The sequence below is a fragment of the Paenibacillus sp. FSL W8-1187 genome, from assembly GCF_037965485.1.
Taxonomy (GTDB): domain Bacteria; phylum Bacillota; class Bacilli; order Paenibacillales; family Paenibacillaceae; genus Paenibacillus_O; species Paenibacillus_O pasadenensis.
In genome coordinates this window covers 1,198,387-1,215,431 of sequence record NZ_CP150181.1, presented here as the reverse complement: position 1 = coordinate 1,215,431, position 17,045 = coordinate 1,198,387, and the positions used below count along the sequence as shown (strand labels likewise).

Sequence of the window (17,045 nt, the reverse complement as noted above, 5' to 3'; positions counted from 1 at the left end):
ACGCCAACCACCTTAAGGCATCGATGGGTGCCGGCCGCGATGCGATTATCCAGTTTTCATCTGACTAATAATTTCAAGGCTTTGTCCATTCATACTTTATATCTTCAAGCTCCTCTTCATTTTCATTTCCTCTACAAACGATCTTAAATCCGTTTCTCTCATAAAATTTCTGAGCTTTCTTATTCACTTCAAATGTGTATAAAAATAGTCTTTTATCAGATTGCTGTTTAGCAAGATCTAAGAGCCTTTTCCCTATTCCTCTCCCTTGATATTGAGTATGAATATATAATTGATTAACCCAATTCTCATTACAGGCGAGTATGCCTATTACTTGCTTGTTTGTATCTTCAATTGCTAGAAATACCTTATTATTATCGATCAATATATGGTTCAGAAAATATACATGGTCTTCAAAAGAATGTTTCTCTTTTTGTCCAATTGCTTGTTCCTTGCTGTCTCTCCACATCTGAACTGTTTGTAACGCAAAGGTAGGATCATATTCGATAATTGTAAATTCCATTCGTACCAGCTCCTGCTACTCTGTTCTAGATACTATAAAGTATTCTGAAACTGTTTTTCGAACTCGGAGATTTCCGATAACGTTGTTTCCTCCCCGAACCTCACTCGCTTAAGTGAGCGTCAGCGAGCGGGTCGTAGAATTAGCCAGTTCAGGTTGTCCAGCTGTTACTACTCCCCCGAAATCTCTTCGGTCCGTATTTAAGGCGTCAGCCCGAAGTGGGGATGCGGTGTTGCGGATGTGTCCGGCTGATTATGCTTCTTCGCCACTGAAATGCCTCATCGATTTACATCGAGCTGCCGCCGGACCGAGGGGCGCCAACGTTGACCCGATGCGTGAATATGATGTCTTCGGCACTTGGAAGATCTGAGGCTCTAATTGAGTATATATTTCTCGATCTTCTATTGACGTTTTTATCGTTAGTGTTATTCCATCTTCCTGGAGAACAGCAAACACTTTATTCTTAAGTCGGAATGAAGGTTTTCCCCAATGTCTGCCTCGTAGGATTCAGGCAAATTCATAATATATTCTCGGATCTCATGAACTGGTATCATTTCATCCCCTTTTGAATTTCTGTGGTTTGAGTGATGTTCTTACCGAGTTTTCACCTAACGTCTTACGCATTCACGAACCCAAAAGGCTTAAGCTGCCGCGCGATCAAACGAAGTTATCGCCACGCCGGGTCCAAGACTTAGTCTCTCAGGTGTTGTCCGCTGAATCCGCTTCTCCGAATTGCCTCCGGCGAACCGAGGGAGCGACAGCGACCGATGCGTGAGTGCGGTGTTAGGTGATGCCCTAGCCCTCTTGATTCGCTCCAATTGGTCTTTCTATTCTTCCACCTCAAAGATGGAGTCTACAATGATTGGGAGATTGCCCCTCACAGAAGTTGCCCCAAAAACAGATCTTGCATGTATGCCTTTATCTTTAAAAACTTCGAACATCAATTCCGAAAATCCATTTAAAACTAAGTGATGCTCCTCAAAATCTGGCTCGGCGTTCACAAACCCTTGAACCTTCACTACTCTCTTTACTTTATCTAATGAACCAAGCCCCTCTTTGACTACGGCTAGCACTTCTATGCCCGTCTGCCGTGCAAATTCGTAGCCATCTCGGGTATTATAATCCTTTCCTAACTTGCCCTTGGGGTTCCCGCTTGGTCCTTTTCCGGAGACAAACATCAAGCCATTCACAATTACAAAGTTTGTATAACTGGCTGCCGGATTACTTGCAAGCGGAAGTGTAATCCCTAGGCTTAGCAAATGCTCTTCAATTTGTCCCATCCTTGAATTCGCTCCTTTACAATATCTCGCTGGGATTTCACCTAACGTTTCGTATATTCACGACGTCCGACGAAGTCGGATGTGTCTGGCCAATCTTTAACCAGACCAAGGGCCGTATGGCCCGCAGCGTGAACTCGATGTTATCAGATGTCAGCGACTACTTTGATATACTTCCAATTTGCTTTTAACTACCTAATTGTTCATCAATTGCTTGGATAGCTAATTCCAATGATTTTATTCTTCTTTGTAAAAGTGTCTTCTGAGGACTACCCTCTCTTGCCTTATCATAACTGGATTTAATCGATGGAAATAATCCAGCAAGTACATTGCGAGCTGCTTCTATTTCTTCTTGGTTATACTGATGTGATCTTTTATTCCAAACATATTCTAGTGTGGCAAGGCCAATGTATAAGGCTTTAAGTCTTTTCGTTGTTAATGTGATATTTGCTCCTTTCATAGTCATCTGAGCATTGGCATTTTCCAACTTACTGATTGTAGATTGGAATGACTTTATAGATTCTAATTTCTCTACATCAGAGACATATTCCATTCAAGGCCGTCCTCTCTAGTTTTGTTTTGAAGGCGATCGACATATTCACTAATAACTTTAACGCTGATTTCTGATAACGTCTCTTGTGTTCACGAACCCGAGAAGCTTAAGCGACCGAAGGAAACGGGGCGGAGCCTTAGCCTCGCAGGAGTTGTCTGGCTGCATCAGCTTCCTCGACCACTCCTCTACCAGACCGAGGGCGTCAGCCCGAAGCGTGAACACGGTGTTATATGAAGCCCAAAGAATCTACAACATTAGGTATGGTGTTATATGAGTGATATGCCTTTTGAGCTTTACATACAAAAAACCATTATCTATAGCCTTCATTTAAGTAAGTAATTTCGTCCCCTCTAATTAATTCATGAATTCCTTTGTTATAAAAAGGAAGTAACTTGTCTGCTTCTTCAAACTCTATCCATGCAATTTCAGAAATTTCATCGGGTCTTTTAATTCCTGTTTCTCCGCTAGTAATTTCAGCTCTAAATGTAATGAAAATTGCATGGTTCTGAGACTTCGTGAATTTACATTCATTTATTGCAACAATTCCAAAGAGTTTAACATCAAGTCCTGTTTCTTCTTTTACTTCTCTTATTGCAGCTTCTTCTAAAGTCTCATCCTTCTCGACAGCCCCTCCAGGAAAAGACCAGCTTCCATTGCCGACGTTCTTGACTAATAACACTTTAGATTTTGAATTATCAGTAATCAACGAGTAAGTAACGTCAACTCTGTTCATAGGTTGAGTTCCTTTCTAATTTTGAATTTGGACTGCATATCTTTCATATAACGTTGTTGTATTCACGAACCCCGCAAGGGTTGTCCGGCTGATTCTACTTCTTAGAATCGTCACTTCGGTCGGACCAAGGCGCGATAGTGACGTAGCGTGAGTACGGTGTTAGGCGATTTAACCGACTCCTATGAATTACTTACAAATATGTCATACATATTGGTTCTATCAGAATCGTTATATAAATTAAATTCAATGAACTCCCATGGGTTACTTATCTTATTAGTTTCAGTACTTAAAATAATCATTGGCAAATTATCAAATTCCATATCCATCTCAACGGTTAAGCAATTGTAATCAAGATCAAAATATTGTTTGTAGCCTTTATGCTTAGCACTTGGAAAGTTTTCAATAAAATTTGTATTGTAATAGGGTTTGAAGTAATTAATCATTGCTGCTTCTGTGATGTTAATTACTTGTTCATAGACTGGAAGATTACTAAGTACCTTCTCTAAATGCTCTTGATCTTCTTGTTCACTTACTTGGTATTTTTTTGAGATGCCATCCATTGTGGTATTTAACATTGGAGTCATCTCTAGCAATAATAGATAAATTCTTTTATCATGGTATTTACTATGAAAATCAGTAAGTATTTTTTGTAAAGTGGAGTGTGCCGACAACCTGTGTTGAGCAAACCTATGACCCCCAGCATAGGATTGCCCAATATATAAAACTTCCATTTGGAGAGGCTTCCATGATTTACTTAACTGTTTGTTTAAAAACACTTGTGCATCAATGGGGGAACTAACTATTCTCAAAAATTCTGATAATGACAAATTTGTTTCACTTAAATTCTGATAATAGAAATCGGCAAGAAAACCATTGTCAACTTTGCAAATTAATTGAGTGTATGGGTAATTAATTTCAAAGTTTAAGGTTCTATGGTCAAGTCCCGGAAATAATGAAAAGTGATCAATTTCTATTAATTCTTCATTATCCGGTGTTATTTTTTTAAGAGTAAAATTAAATCCCTCTTCATCAACTTTAAAACTATTCTTGTCGATGACTACTCTAGGAAGACTTAAAATGAAATATATGTGATATCTTGCGTTATCTAATACTTTGTCTAGATGTTCCACTGGAATTAATGTTTTATATGATGTAAAGACATTCAGTCCAAATTCAGAGATATATTTCCTCATGATTTAGCACTTCTTTCTTGTTTGTTTTCGGTTATATCGCCTAACGTTTTGTGGGTTCACGAACCCGAGAGGCTTAAGTGACCGAAGGGAATGGGGCGCCAGCCTTAGCCTCGCAGGGTGGTCCAGCAGCTTTCGCTTCCTTGGAACAATCCCCTGCCGGACCGATGGCGTCAGGCCCGAAGCGTGAACACGATGTTAGGCGATGCTTTGGCTTCCCTGAAACTAAATTGAATTTAATATCAGTATAACTTTCCCGACTATTCTCCTAACGATCAAGGAGTGAAAAACCTTATGCTTGTCCCTTGTTGTACTTGTCAAATATTAGTTTACTTCGATAATCCAAGTCATAAACAAGGTTCAGTACATCCTCTATTACTAATATCGCTAGTTTTAGGTCTTCTAACTCTGGTTGTGTCAATTCATGAGCTGCAGTGTTGCCTAGAAACCGAAATCCATGTAAATTATTTCTGATATTCTCAGGAACGAAACTTGCTCTATCGATTTTCTCAAATAAGTTATTACCATCAACACCTTTATCTACACATATTCCCTCTAATAATGCCCTTAAGCCAATCCCACATAACAATTTACAGTTATCGTTATAACTAATTATAATTTCTTTATATATATTTTCTAACTTATCTGGAATTCGTTTAAATACCTTTGGTTTATGCTGTTCTCTACCTCTCTTCGGGAAGTATTCTGTATGAGTAATTGGACTTCCATCATAATCAATATCCTCCGAGAATTGATGCGTCTTGACACCTGTTAGCTCGTCACATCCTCGGCATTGCCAAACATACCAAGCATCAGTCCAATATATCTCCAACTGATGTTCTACTTCCTCACTTCCGTGTTGGACATAGTCAGCAACTAAAGTGTGCTTTGTGTTTCTATTGCAATCATTGCAAAATATATGTTCAATTTTTTCTTTATTTTCCGTCATTATTTTACCTACCTCTCCTTTAATTATTCTCTTAGATATTCCAGAAATTTCGTCTAACGTTCTTGTATTTATGATCCCGAGAGCCTTAAGTGACCGTAGGGAACGGGTCGTCAGACTTAGGCTCGCAGGGTTGTCCGACTGAATCCACTTCCTGGCTTCTTAACTTCGGTCGGACCAAGGGGCGTCAGCCACGCAGCGTGAATACGGTGTAGCCGATGTACTCTCTTCTTAGAAGATACCTTCATCCCATAATATTAAGTCTTTAATTTCGATTTCAATATAATCATTTAGTTTAAGTTCTTTAATATTTATTTCATCACTATTAAAGGTAAAATCAACATCCCAAATATTTAATACAGCAATTTCTTTATCATCACTAATGAAACTTATTTCTCCTGTAAGATTAATTCTCTCATCTGTACTTTTGTATTCAATATTAGGTGTTCTGTTTTCAGTTTTAATATATGTAAGTGTTTTTTCTTGTGAAGTCTCAACAGAATAGTCTGTATTAAGTATTATTTCCTCAGGTTTCTTATTATAGGGTACAAAATTTGCTGTACCTTCAAAATCTGAGTGTGTAAATCTAATCCAATACCCATGGATCAATTGGGTTCCTGCATGTCTAATTAGTTTCCTACGATTAAGATTGATATCAACAATCTGAATAATCATTAGCTTTCCTCTTTATTAAATGGTTTAGGGTATTTCGGCTAACGTTATTGTATTCACGACGTCCCACCACCTTAAGCCCGAAGGGGGGCCGCGATGCGGTTAGGTGGTGCGGATGTGTCCGGCTGATTCTCTCCGATCCAACTTCTAACTTCTGCCGGACCGAGGGCGAATGCCCGATGCGTGAATATGGTGTTAGACGAAGCCACATTGAGATACTTTCAACAGGTTCTACTCCTTAATAATCCAATCTGTGTACTCTACTGGTTCAATATTAAATCTACTGGTTTCTATCCATTCTTTAGTCGCCATTACTATAGGCGATGAATTATCTTCATTTAGTTCAGCAGTATCTATCCATACAGCTCCTGATGAGTCTTCAATATTGGGAGAAGAATTGATATGTCCGGCAATATATTCGACCTCATAGAGTACAAATATATGATGACAATGTGTATGCTCATATCCCGCTCGAGTCCAAGGAATTATAATATCTTTGGACCCAATTTGCCCTTTGACTTGCACTACTAAGCCTGTTTCTTCTTTAAACTCCCTAATTATAGTACCGAGCATAGTTTCATTAGGTTCTATACTTCCTCCTGGCATATCGTATCGCCCCGAATATGGTCCTCTATTTTTATTAATAACCAGCAAGCTTTTTTGTCTTTTGCATACTCCATAAATTCCAATATGTCGATGATACCTTTTCTCCACCCTGAGATGCCTCCATTTTAAATCTATCTCTTCGTGGTTTCGTCTAACGTCTCTCGCATTCACGAACCTCCGAAGGAGGTTGTCCGCTGAATCCGCTTCTGCGAAATGCTCCAGGCGGACCGAGGGAGCGACAGCGACCGATGCGTTGAATGCGGTGTTATCTGCTGTTTCTGCCCTCTTCGAAATCGCTTATCTAGCACCTACACTTACCATACGTTATAAGTATCTGCGCCCTTGCAATCTAGCAATTTATATTGAGATATTTCCGAAAAGGATTTTGTACCATAATGATCCATCATTATTTTTTCTATCTTCTGCTTTTGATCACTAATATATTCGACTGCAATTGTTATCATATCTCTCAGAATAACTGCATTTTCCTTATACAAAAATTTTCGTCGCATATAAACTTGGGCTATTTCTACAGGTTTTTGAGTATAAACATCAACTGTAATACCAACTTTGCTGTCTCTAAAATCACCCTCATCATGAGCAAGGGTACGATTTCGTATATCTCGAAGATCATTGAATTGTTTTAGGTAACTATTCTTTCCAATACTCTTGGCAAATGAATCGAAGACTTGTTTGGCGTCTATTTGAGAACGACCTTTTCCCCCAGGATTTGAAAAGCACTTTACTAAAAGCTGTATTGCGCTATTTATTAATGCCCCATCAATTAATGTTGAGTCCACTGTATAAAACATTTGGTCAATGTATGCTCTTGAATATATTAGATCATGTTCACTAGCAAGTAGTGATTGGTATCTAATCAGCGTTCCTTGAAGTTTCCCTAAATTACAATCTTCGATTTGAAATACTTTAAACCTATTATCTTTGTCATCGTTTACCACAACTTGATCAACAGAAATGGTATATGTTAATTGCATGGTTATACTCCTAACTAGTTTTAACTTATTGTCTGGCCCTAAAGCAGGAATTGCAGATAACGTTGTTGTGTTCACGAACCCGAGAGGCTTAAGTGACCAGCGGGAACGGGGCGTCAGCCTTAGCCTCGCAGGTGTTGTCCGGCTGATTCTACCCTAGGCTTTTTTACATCGGTCCGGACCAAGGGCGAATGCCCGCAGCGTGAATACGGTGTTAGACGCTTTGCCATCTTTGAGCTACTAGCAAGACTCGATCCCGTTCCCGCATAGGGAACATACCTCAGAGAAAAGCCTGTACTTTCAATCTCGTTCCCGCGTAGGGAACCTACCTTAGAAAAAGCCCTATTGGTCAGTTTCGTTTCATAATCCTGTAGTCATTTTCTGGTTTTGCATGGCGTCTAACGTCTTATTTCTGTATTTCTATATATTCACTGCTATCCGGGTATCTCCGAACTTTTACGTGAACACCTAGCATTGTCATTGCTATTAAGAACTGGAACGCTCAAGTTGTTTAGCAGCCTTAACCCGGTCCACAGATGCGATATACTCAATTGATCATTGAGCATTATCCAATTTGTTTTTTTCTTCGATTTCCCTTTTTCTCAAATCAACTTCTTTAACATAATTTTCATAAAACTTTGAGTTGATAATGAGGCCTGCCATTCCCAAAACAGCGATTAAAGCACCCATCCAATAATTCAATGATAAATCAACATCATAAAACCCGTTTCGAGGAACAAGTTGTTCTGCAATTTTAGAGCTTGTAATTATACAAACACCTACAATGATAAATATGTAGGAGAAAATAACGTTGATTTGTTTCAAGTCTTCACCATCCTTAAGATGTGTTTTCTCCGCTATTCGTGCTTTAATCAGAGGATTTACGAACACGGCCCCTCGTTCCTATCTCCTCAAAAACAATATATAGTCCGTCCCGACACCGGGATGTCCCAGCGAACGCAGGATCGTCGTAATATTCCCTCGGTGATAAGCGCCGTGATACAAGACATGCTGGATTATGTCTGCGATCGTGCTTTGAAACTCCTTGCCGGCTGAATTGCGGTACGAAACGACTTCCTCCGCGTTCGGGTTGCCCACCAAGAAATGCCGTGTGTTTTCGTGCAATCCCTCAAACGCCAAGCGAGCCTGCTCCACCGTCTGGAATGGACGTGGAGTCAATGAAGGCGCCGGCTCTCCCTTCAGACGGGCAAGCCAGATCTCTTCCGTCGCGGCCAGGTGGCCCAGCACTTCCACCAGGCTCGAGAAGCCGAGCTGGACTTCCTGGGTCAGCGTACCGGCGGGCAATGTTTCCAGATGCTTCAGCACCCGCATCGAAGCCCAAGCATGATACTCATAGTCGTCATGAAGTCGGGTCATTCCATCATCTCCCCCATTCTCCTGCGAGCCTTCATTCTTCAAGCCCGATCCCGTCCAAAGGACTCCGGATCCGGCGAACGTCCCGGGTGCTGACATGCGTGTAGCGCTCGGTCGTCCGGCTGCTCTGATGGCCAAGCAGCTCCTGGATATAGCGGAGGTCGGTTCCATTCTCAAGCAGATGGGTGGCGAACGAGTGGCGAAGGGAATGCACGCTGACCGGCTTGCGAATGCCCGCACGGCTCCGTACCTGCTCGAACAGCTTCTGCACGCTGCGCTCCGTGAGATGCCGACGCCCGTCCTGTCCCGGAAACAGCCAATCTCCGGACTGCCCGCTGCCGACATAACGCTCGACCGCTCCCCGAGCGATGTCCGAAAGCAGCGTGATGCGGTCCTTGCGCCCTTTGCCCTGACGTACGGTGATGGTCCTGCGCTCCAGATCAAGGTCGCGCAGCCGGAGCCGGACGACTTCGCTGACGCGCAGTCCGGCCGAGTACAGCAGGCAGAGGATCGCGCGATGCTTCTCGTTGGAGACGGAGCGGAGCAGCTGCGCCACCTCGCCGGTGGACAGGACGTTCGGGAGCTTGTTTTCCTTCTTCGGCCGCACATAGGCGCTTGCTGCGTCTTCGCCCTCGATGTTCTTCCTATAGAATTTGAGGGCGCTGATCGCCTGATTGACGAAGGAGTGGGACTTCCCCTCCTCCAACAGCTGCAAGGAGTAGGCGCGGACGCTGATGCCCGGCGAATCCTCTACCGGATCATGGCTCGTCTCGCCATCCCTGACGTTCTCCCCCTTCTGAAAAAAGCGCCGCACATGCCCGGTGTACGCCCGGATCGTCTTGGGACTGTAGCCTCGGAGCTTACGAGCATTCCTCCAGCAAATCAGGCGCAATGTCGAGACGCCGAATTCTCCCTTGCAGCGTCTCCCACAGCTGCTCCAGGCTGGAGATCGTGTAAGGAATCAGCCAAGCTTTGTCCTCCGGCATCCACTTTCGTCCCGCTACTCCCTTGATGGCTTCAATATCGTTTTTGGCGAAGACGATCGTGTTCAAAGAAATCCAGCGGTCGTCTTTCTTTGCGATCCGTAGATCCATGACGCTTCATCTCCTTCAGTATACCTCGCCTGCCTAAATGTGGAAATAAAAAAAGAGATTCAAGTCCGCCTCGGAAGGAGGCGGTCTGAATCTCCGATGCTTTCGGATAAAAGGATGCTTGTCTTGCATAAATTGGCTAGCCGACAACAACTTCAGTATACAAGGCAGACCTTGATTTGGAAATAACCCCGCCGCTTCAACGATTCGAATTCAGCCGAGCCAGCTTGGCGGCATGACTTCCCACGAGGAGCAGCCAGGCGACTTCCGTCAAAATCAGGAATCGTCCATACAGACCGGTCCGAACCTCGGGACCGAATTGTCCATCTTGGGGAATTTGCAGCACGAATGCGAGCATCGCAACGATGGCAAGAACCGAACTGGCGATCAGCGCTTTTTTCACAGGCCGCCAAGCCTCGAGCCGCCCTAACGAAAGACTGATGAACAAAGCGGCTGCCGGCGTGTAGTCCAGCATCGCCCCGATGGAGTGCATGCTGCCGCTGAATGTGGCGTCATCCGGATGAATGGAGATCGGATCGGTGGCGAAGATGCCCGCGATCGCGACGCCTATGGCGCTGATGCCGAGGATGACAAGCCCGATGGATCCCGCAACCGAGCGGACATGCGGAACGATCGCGAGCGCCACGCAGATTTGCGCCGTACCCAGCAATCCGAAAGCCAGATGCATGATCCAGCCAAAGTCGCCTAGCGCGTATTCACTGATAAAACGCCAGGTTGGATCAAATTCGGGCTGCAGCAGATGCAGGCTGACCAAGAGAACCACGAACAGTCCGCTGCAGAAGACGGATGCAAGCGCGAGCCGGAGAGCCTTCTCCGTCAATGGTTTTGCCAGGACGGGCTTCTGAATCATCGCTTGAAATCCACGACAGCTTGTGCCACGGCTTCAGGGGCCATGATGACTGCGGAATGGTCTTGGCCGACGAGGGAATGAGCCGTCGCCCTTGGCAGAAGCTCGACAAGCGCGCGTGCCGCCTCATGGAGAAACGGCTCGCTGTTCTCCCCGGTCAGGATCAAGGTCGGAGCGCTATGTTCCCATCTGCCGGCCGGCAGCGGGTTTCCGGATTGCGCCGTTCCCATGATCGTTCCATCGTAAGCGAGCGTATGGGCCAGCAGCTCCATTTTGTTCCACGAAGGATCGGCTTTCATGTACCCGATGTATTCTTCCGGTATGCCTAAGGCTTCGGATGCAAAATATTCGACGGCTTCGGATCTCTTTCCAGCTTCGACAAGCGAATTCAACTGGTCGACATAGCCGCCAGGAACAGGCTTGCGGCTGTCGCTCACAATGAACGGCGGCTCGAATAGAAAGACCTTCGCGATCGAATCCGCCAGCCTGTTGGCCGCCTCGAGCGCCAATACGGCTCCGGACGAGCTCCCGAACAAGCTGGCTTGTCCGCCGGCGGCGGCAATCAGCGCTTCGATGTCTTCCACCTCTCGGACTGTATCGTAAGGCGCGGTATCTGCACTGCGTCCGCGTCCTCGTCGATCGTAATTGTAAACGGTGAAATGGCCCGACAAGCGTTCGGCTAACGGCTCGGCATCCTGATGATCCGCCGCTGCCGATGAAATCAGGATCAGGGCCGGACCGGTCCCTTGTTTGACATAAGCAATTTTTGTCCCATCCTTCGAAATGACAGTCTCCATTGAGTCCTTGCCTCCCTGTAAAGTTTCCAAATAGTCTTCCAGCCGGTCATAGGCATCCGTGAAGCCTTCGATCATGCCCATCGCCTCCGCGTTGTCCAGTTGGTCGCTGGAAGCGAATCGCGTCACGATGCTGATTTTTGTTCCGCCGCTTTGCGCCTCGAAGGATACGGTCGTATGCATTTCGCTGTCCGAAACGATCTTCCACTCGCTGTCGGCAAAACGGTCGGTGTACACCAGCCTGCTCGGCGCCTCGACTTCATCGTAGGCCGCTCTGCAATAGGCGGTCTCGCCGCTGCCGTCATCCGCTTGGAGACTGTAGCGCCACGCTCCTCCTGGCCGTACGTCCATTTCATAGACGGTCGTGGTCCAGCCCTTTGGGCCCCACCACCGGACGATATGCATCGGCTGCGTCCAGCCTTCCCATGCAAGCTGGGCAGGCATCGCAACGGTTCGTTCGATCGTGAGCTCCCTGCGCTCGCGGTCTTTGCGAACGGTCGTTTTTGTTTTCATCGAATATCACCTTTCTCGTGGGCTCGTGGATTGTCCATGCCTGTCATTGATCCTCCTTCTTAATGGAATCCAGCATTGTCTGCTCAAACGCATCCAGACGCTCTTCCCACAGAATGCGGAAGGAATCGAACCATTCGTCCAGCTCCTGGAAAGGCCCGGCTTCGAGGCTGTAGATCCGCAATTGAGCCTTGCTGCGCGATCGCACGAGACCGGCTTCTCCCAAGATGCGCAAATGACGGGATACTTGCGGCTGGCCCAATCCCAAGGCTTGAACGATTTCTCCTACGGATTTCGGTCCGTTTTTCAGCAATTCGACGATGTTGAACCGACTCGGTTCAGCAAGGGCAAGCAAGGTCAGCTGCATGGTTGTTGTTCTCATGAGCCTAATATATATCAATTGGTGTATATACGTCAACATATATATAAAAAGAAGACCATCGCCGCCGCGGCCATGAGATGCCTGCCGGAGCGCTTGGCCTGCCTTGCCGTACCGAAAAAAGCCCCGAACGGATTCGTTCGGGGCTTCTTTTCCCATCTTAGTCATGCTGGTACCTCAACGCTACCGCTTCACCACGACTGTCAGCTCGCCGCTCGCCGTCACGCCGGCGGCGTTGGCCAGCTCGACGCGGTAGACGTACGTGCCCGGAGCCCGATCCGCGACGTCGGTGAACGCTCGCTGCGCCGCAGGAGTGTTCGCCTCCAGCGCCTGCGTGTCGATCAGCGCGCCGTTCTCGTACAGGCGGTATTCGGTCGCATTGGTGCCCCACCACAGGTTGGCGGTGATCCGGTAGCGGCCGTCGCCGTCCCAGTTGTCATGCGATACGTCCGGCTTGCCCGGCGCCGCGTCGGTCACCTGCACGGTGAGCGGCGCGCTCGCCGTCGTGCCGGAAGCGTTGCTCAGCTCGGCGGTGTAGACGTAGGTGCCGTTCGGCTTGCCTTCCAGCTCGGTCCGCACCGACTGCGCCGCCGGCGTCCGGTCGTCCAGCAGGACGGTCCGGATGAGCTTGCCGTTCTCGTAAAGGCGGTACACCGTGCCGTTGTTGCCCCACCACAGGTTCATCGTGACGGCGTACTTGCCGTCCTTCAGTCCGTAGGCCTGGCCGCTCGTATCGCTCAGCTGCGGCTTGCCCGGAGCGAGCTTGGCGTCTCCGCCTTCCCTCACCGTGACGGTGGCCGGCGCGCTCGCGGCGCTTTCGTTGTGCGCGCGGTCCAGCGCCGTGACGACGTAGGTGTAGGTGCGGCCCGCTACGGCCGAGTCATCCGTATAAAGCGGCTCGGCGCCGAGCGCGCTGCGGTGCAGCACCGCCTGGATGGCGGATGCTTCCCCGATGCTGCCCGCCTTCGCGCCGTCGAAGCGGTAGATCACATAGCTGGCCGCGTCCGCGGATGCGCTGGCTTGCCAGCTGACGAGCACGTCGCCGCTCGCCTGGGCGGCTGCCGCCGCGCCCGGCGCGGCCGGAGGCTCGGCGTCCAGCCAAGGCATCGCCGGCACGAGCGCCGGATCGCGATGCAGCTCCGCCTGCAGCCGATCGGTTACGCCGAGCGGATTCAGCTCGAACCATTTCGCGCTGAAATACATGCTGCCCTTCACGGCCTCGTAGCCGCGGTTCAGGATGATCTGGCCGGGCAGCTCCTCGGGATTGCGCCAGCCCTCGGCATCCGTGCCGACGCGGTAGATCGCCTGGCCGGCGTACAGATGCACGTTTTTGCCCGCGACCTCGCGGCTCCACCAGTCGACCAGCTTCTCGTAGGCGGCCGGCGAGTAGCCCATGTTCCAATAGATCTGCGGCGTGATGTAGTCGATCCACTCCTCGGCGATCCAGGTGCGGGAGTCGGCGTAGATCGCGCTGTAGCTGCTGAGGCCGTTCGTGTCCGAGCCGGTCGGGTCCTCGCTCTTGTTGCGCCAGATGCCGAACGGACTGATGCCGAACTTGACGTACGGCTTCTCGGCCTTGATCGCCTCGCCCATCGTCTGCACGAACGTGTTCACGTTGCTCCTGCGCCAGTCCGCCTTGGCGAGCGTGCCGCCGGACGCCTGGTAAGCCGCGTACTGGACCTCGTCCGGGAAGTCGACGCCCGTCACCGGATACGGGTAGAAGTAGTCGTCGAAATGCACCGCATCGATGTCGTACTTGCCTACGACCTCCATGATGCTGTCCCGGATATGCTGCTGCGCCTCGGGAATCGCCGGATTCAGGTACAGCTTGCCGCCGTAGCTGATCCGCCATTCGGGATGGAGCACCGCGACGTTGTTCGGCGCGAGCTTGCTCACGTCGTCCTGGATGCTGACGCGGTACGGGTTGAACCACGCATGGAATTCCATGCCGCGGCGGTGGACCTCCTCCAGCATGAACGCCAGCGGGTCATAGCCGGGATCTTTCCCTTGCGTGCCCGTCAGCCATTCGGACCACGGCGCCATTGCCGAGGGGTAAAAGGCGTCCGCCGTCGGCTTCACCTGCACGATCGCGGCATTCATGCCGGCCGCCTGCAGCTCGTCGAGCAGCGCGATGAAGTCCTGCTTCTGCTGCTCGGGGTCGGTGACGCCCTTGCGCGGCCAGTCGATGTTGTCGACCGTCGCGATCCAGGCGGCGCGCATCTCGCGCTTCGGCGCGGCCATCGTCTCGCCGACGACGAGATAGACGCTGCTCGTCTTGCCTTGGTACGTCGCCGTGATGCGGGCCGCGCCCTTGGCCTTGCCTGTCACGACGCCGCTCGCGGCGATCTCGGCGACGGCCGGATTGCTGCTCGTGTAGGCGACGCCTTCGGTCAGCTTGACCGGCGCCGGCAGCCGCGTGTACGTGCCCGTGACGAGCGTCTGCGCGCTGTCGCCCGGATTCAGCGAGCGCAGGCTCGCCAGCTCGATCGACTGCAGCACCGGCACCGGATCGGCGACGGTCGCCTGCATCGTCGCCTGCTGGCCGCCGAAGCGCGCCGTCAGCACGGCGGAGCCGGCCTTCAGCGCCTGCAGGCGGCCGTCCGGCGACACGCTCAGCACCGCCGGATCGCTGCTCGACAGCTCGGCTCCGGCGATCAGACGCACGGGAACTTCAGGCGCGGAGGCGTAGATGGCGAAGGCTTTCAGCTCCGCGGCCGCTCCCGTCTCGAGGCGGGTCGGCGCCGACAGCTCGACAGTCTGGACGACCGGCGCCTCGTAGGTGACGGCCACGACCGTCGATGCCTCGACCGGCTGTCCCGGCACCTGCGCGGTGATGATCGCCGTGCCGGGCATGCCGGCGACGACCGTGCCGCTCGCATCCACGGAGGCGACCGTCTCGTCGCTGCTCCGGTAGGCGAGGCCCGTGGAAGCGAGGCGCTCCGGGGCGGTGCGGCCGGCGTATGTAGCTTCGACGAAGCTCGCTCGCGTCTCGCCCGTCTGCAGCGGGCCGAGTCCTTGAAGCGTCAGCTCATGCGTCGGCGGCGCGGCGGCGAACGCCGTCAGCTGGTCGAAGCGGAGCGCGCCGGCGTTTTTGTTCGTATCCTTCGTCTCGGCGAGGTAGATCTGGGAGAGCTTGAGCGGACGGGGCAGGTTGGAAGGGATATTGGCGGTGACGTATTTCCAGCCGGTCCAGTTCACGCTTGCCGCCAGGTCGACGACCGACTTCACGCCGGCGGCGTCGATGACCTGCATGCGCAGCCAGTGGTTCTGGCCGTCGCCGTTGACCCAGAGGCCGAGCTGCGCGGCGCTGCCCGGAATCGGCTTGCCCAGCGTGCCGTCGCTGTGGTTGAAGTTGAGATAAGCCGCCGACGTCCCGGTCGTGCCGGTAAAGTCATACGACAGCTTCATCGCGTAGCGGCCATGCGGAATTTCTTCCGGCCGCGCGGCCGGATCGAGGCGCGCCGACACCGCGCGCACCGAGGTGACCTGCAGATGGCTCGTCTGCTCAAACGGGTCGACGAGCGCTTGCGAAGCGGCAGCCGTTTCCAGCGCAGCGGCAGGCGCGGGAGCTGCGGCAAGCGCAGATGCGTCGAGCGCAGCGGCAGGTGCGGGAGCTGCGGGAGCGTCGGGCGCAGGAGCTGCGGGAGCGTCGGGCGCATCGGCAGGCGCGGGAGCTGCGGCAGGCGCGGGAGCAGCAGCAGGCGACGATTTTTCGGGCGCCTCCGCTGCAAGCGCCGGCGGGGCTGCAAGCTCGGACGCGGCGATTGCCGGTAGAGCGGCGAGCTGCTCTGCCGCATGGGCCGGCAAAGCCGCAAGCCCGGCCGCATCGGCCGTGCCGGCCAGGCCGAGGCCCGGCAGAACGGCGGTCCAGCCGAGCACGAGCGCCGCCGCCATCGGGAAAGTCCTTTTCAACGCATTTTTCAACACCAACTTCACTTCTCCCCTTCCAGTGGCTTTGAAATCGTTTCCACTTTCAGAGTAGTAGATTTATTTTAAGATTTCAATATATTTTGAAATTTAATTTTACTTTGGAGCAAAGTTTTGACACTTTGTACAGTCAAGAGCAATGGACGGGAAGCTTTTGCGATTCCGTTGAAGCTCCGATTTTAGGAGGTTCAGCTCCCTCGCTGTGCGATAGGAACCTTTCCAATTCTGCATCATTGCCCCACGGCAGCGCGCGAAGGATTTTACAGGTGGGCAGGAATCCGGTGCAGAGGCTCGACGAGGGAGTCGAGAGGGCCTTCACGGGCAGGAACTCGGCGCGGCTGCTTTTAACGAGAGAGTCGAGAGTACCTTCGCGGCCTGGAATCCGGCAAAGGGGCTCGACGAGGGAGTCGAAAGTTCCTTCGTGGGCTGAAATCCGGCGCAGCTGCTTAACGAGGGAATCGAAAGTGCCTTCGTGGGCAGGAACTCGGCGCGGCTGCTTAACGAGGGAGTCGAAAGTTCCTTCGTGGGCAGGAACTCGGTGCGGCTTCTCGACGAGGGAGTCGAAAGTTCCTTCGTGGGCAGGAACTCGGCGCGGCTGCTTAACGAGGGAGTCGAA

At 50.7% G+C, this 17,045-nt stretch carries 17 protein-coding genes; all 17 read right to left on the bottom strand.

Annotated elements, in window-relative coordinates; genetic code table 11:
* Window positions 1–73 precede the first annotated feature (73 nt).
* The gene (locus NYE40_RS05275; protein WP_153782900.1) at window positions 74–520 is read right to left on the bottom strand and encodes a GNAT family N-acetyltransferase; all 447 of its coding nucleotides are present in this window, start codon (window positions 518–520) and stop codon (window positions 74–76) included.
* Window positions 521–1,344: 824 nt separating this feature from the next.
* Window positions 1,345–1,797 carry a RidA family protein gene (locus NYE40_RS05270; RefSeq protein WP_153782899.1) on the bottom strand — a complete coding sequence of 151 codons (453 nt, stop codon included), beginning with the start codon at window positions 1,795–1,797 and terminating at the stop codon, window positions 1,345–1,347.
* Between the two features lie 184 nt (window positions 1,798–1,981).
* Entirely contained in the window at window positions 1,982–2,347 is a 366-nt protein-coding gene (locus NYE40_RS05265) for a hypothetical protein (protein ID WP_339279466.1), read from the bottom strand.
* Between the two features lie 310 nt (window positions 2,348–2,657).
* On the bottom strand, window positions 2,658–3,080 hold the full coding sequence (locus NYE40_RS05260) for an NUDIX hydrolase (RefSeq protein WP_339279464.1): 423 nt from the start codon (window positions 3,078–3,080) through the stop codon (window positions 2,658–2,660).
* A gap of 179 nt (window positions 3,081–3,259) precedes the next feature.
* Window positions 3,260–4,273, bottom strand: coding sequence for a hypothetical protein (locus NYE40_RS05255; RefSeq protein WP_339279462.1), 1,014 nt, complete (start codon window positions 4,271–4,273; stop codon window positions 3,260–3,262).
* Between the two features lie 289 nt (window positions 4,274–4,562).
* Window positions 4,563–5,219, bottom strand: coding sequence for a DUF4145 domain-containing protein (locus NYE40_RS05250; protein ID WP_339279460.1), 657 nt, complete (start codon window positions 5,217–5,219; stop codon window positions 4,563–4,565).
* A gap of 228 nt (window positions 5,220–5,447) precedes the next feature.
* The gene (locus tag NYE40_RS05245; RefSeq protein WP_339279459.1) at window positions 5,448–5,891 is read right to left on the bottom strand and encodes a hypothetical protein; all 444 of its coding nucleotides are present in this window, start codon (window positions 5,889–5,891) and stop codon (window positions 5,448–5,450) included.
* Between the two features lie 228 nt (window positions 5,892–6,119).
* Window positions 6,120–6,602 carry an NUDIX hydrolase gene (locus NYE40_RS05240; protein ID WP_339279458.1) on the bottom strand — a complete coding sequence of 161 codons (483 nt, stop codon included), beginning with the start codon at window positions 6,600–6,602 and terminating at the stop codon, window positions 6,120–6,122.
* Between the two features lie 206 nt (window positions 6,603–6,808).
* Window positions 6,809–7,489, bottom strand: coding sequence for a hypothetical protein (locus NYE40_RS05235; RefSeq protein ID WP_339279457.1), 681 nt, complete (start codon window positions 7,487–7,489; stop codon window positions 6,809–6,811).
* Between the two features lie 552 nt (window positions 7,490–8,041).
* Window positions 8,042–8,311, bottom strand: a complete 270-nt coding sequence (locus NYE40_RS05230) for a hypothetical protein (protein WP_339279456.1) — start codon at window positions 8,309–8,311, stop codon at window positions 8,042–8,044.
* Window positions 8,312–8,389: 78 nt separating this feature from the next.
* Entirely contained in the window at window positions 8,390–8,863 is a 474-nt protein-coding gene (locus NYE40_RS05225) for a DinB family protein (RefSeq protein ID WP_339279454.1), read from the bottom strand.
* A 31-nt stretch (window positions 8,864–8,894) separates the two neighbouring features.
* The gene (gene xerA, locus NYE40_RS05220) at window positions 8,895–9,752 is read right to left on the bottom strand and encodes a site-specific tyrosine recombinase/integron integrase (RefSeq protein ID WP_339279453.1); all 858 of its coding nucleotides are present in this window, start codon (window positions 9,750–9,752) and stop codon (window positions 8,895–8,897) included.
* Entirely contained in the window at window positions 9,721–9,954 is a 234-nt protein-coding gene (locus NYE40_RS05215) for a hypothetical protein (RefSeq protein WP_339279451.1), read from the bottom strand. The genes xerA and NYE40_RS05215 overlap by 32 nt, the downstream gene beginning before the upstream one ends.
* 196 nt (window positions 9,955–10,150) lie before the next feature.
* Complete coding sequence (locus tag NYE40_RS05210) at window positions 10,151–10,822, bottom strand: DUF998 domain-containing protein (protein ID WP_153782893.1); 672 nt, start codon at window positions 10,820–10,822, stop codon at window positions 10,151–10,153.
* Window positions 10,819–12,126, bottom strand: coding sequence for an alpha/beta fold hydrolase (locus tag NYE40_RS05205; protein WP_228551275.1), 1,308 nt, complete (start codon window positions 12,124–12,126; stop codon window positions 10,819–10,821). The genes NYE40_RS05210 and NYE40_RS05205 overlap by 4 nt, the downstream gene beginning before the upstream one ends.
* A 43-nt stretch (window positions 12,127–12,169) precedes the next feature.
* Window positions 12,170–12,490 (bottom strand): metalloregulator ArsR/SmtB family transcription factor, encoded by a 321-nt coding sequence (locus NYE40_RS05200; protein ID WP_028600310.1) that lies wholly within the window; start codon window positions 12,488–12,490, stop codon window positions 12,170–12,172.
* A 195-nt stretch (window positions 12,491–12,685) separates the two neighbouring features.
* A complete protein-coding gene (locus NYE40_RS05195; RefSeq protein WP_339279449.1) occupies window positions 12,686–16,429 on the bottom strand; it encodes a family 10 glycosylhydrolase in 3,744 nt (1,247 codons plus the stop codon).
* Window positions 16,430–17,045: the final 616 nt, after the last annotated feature.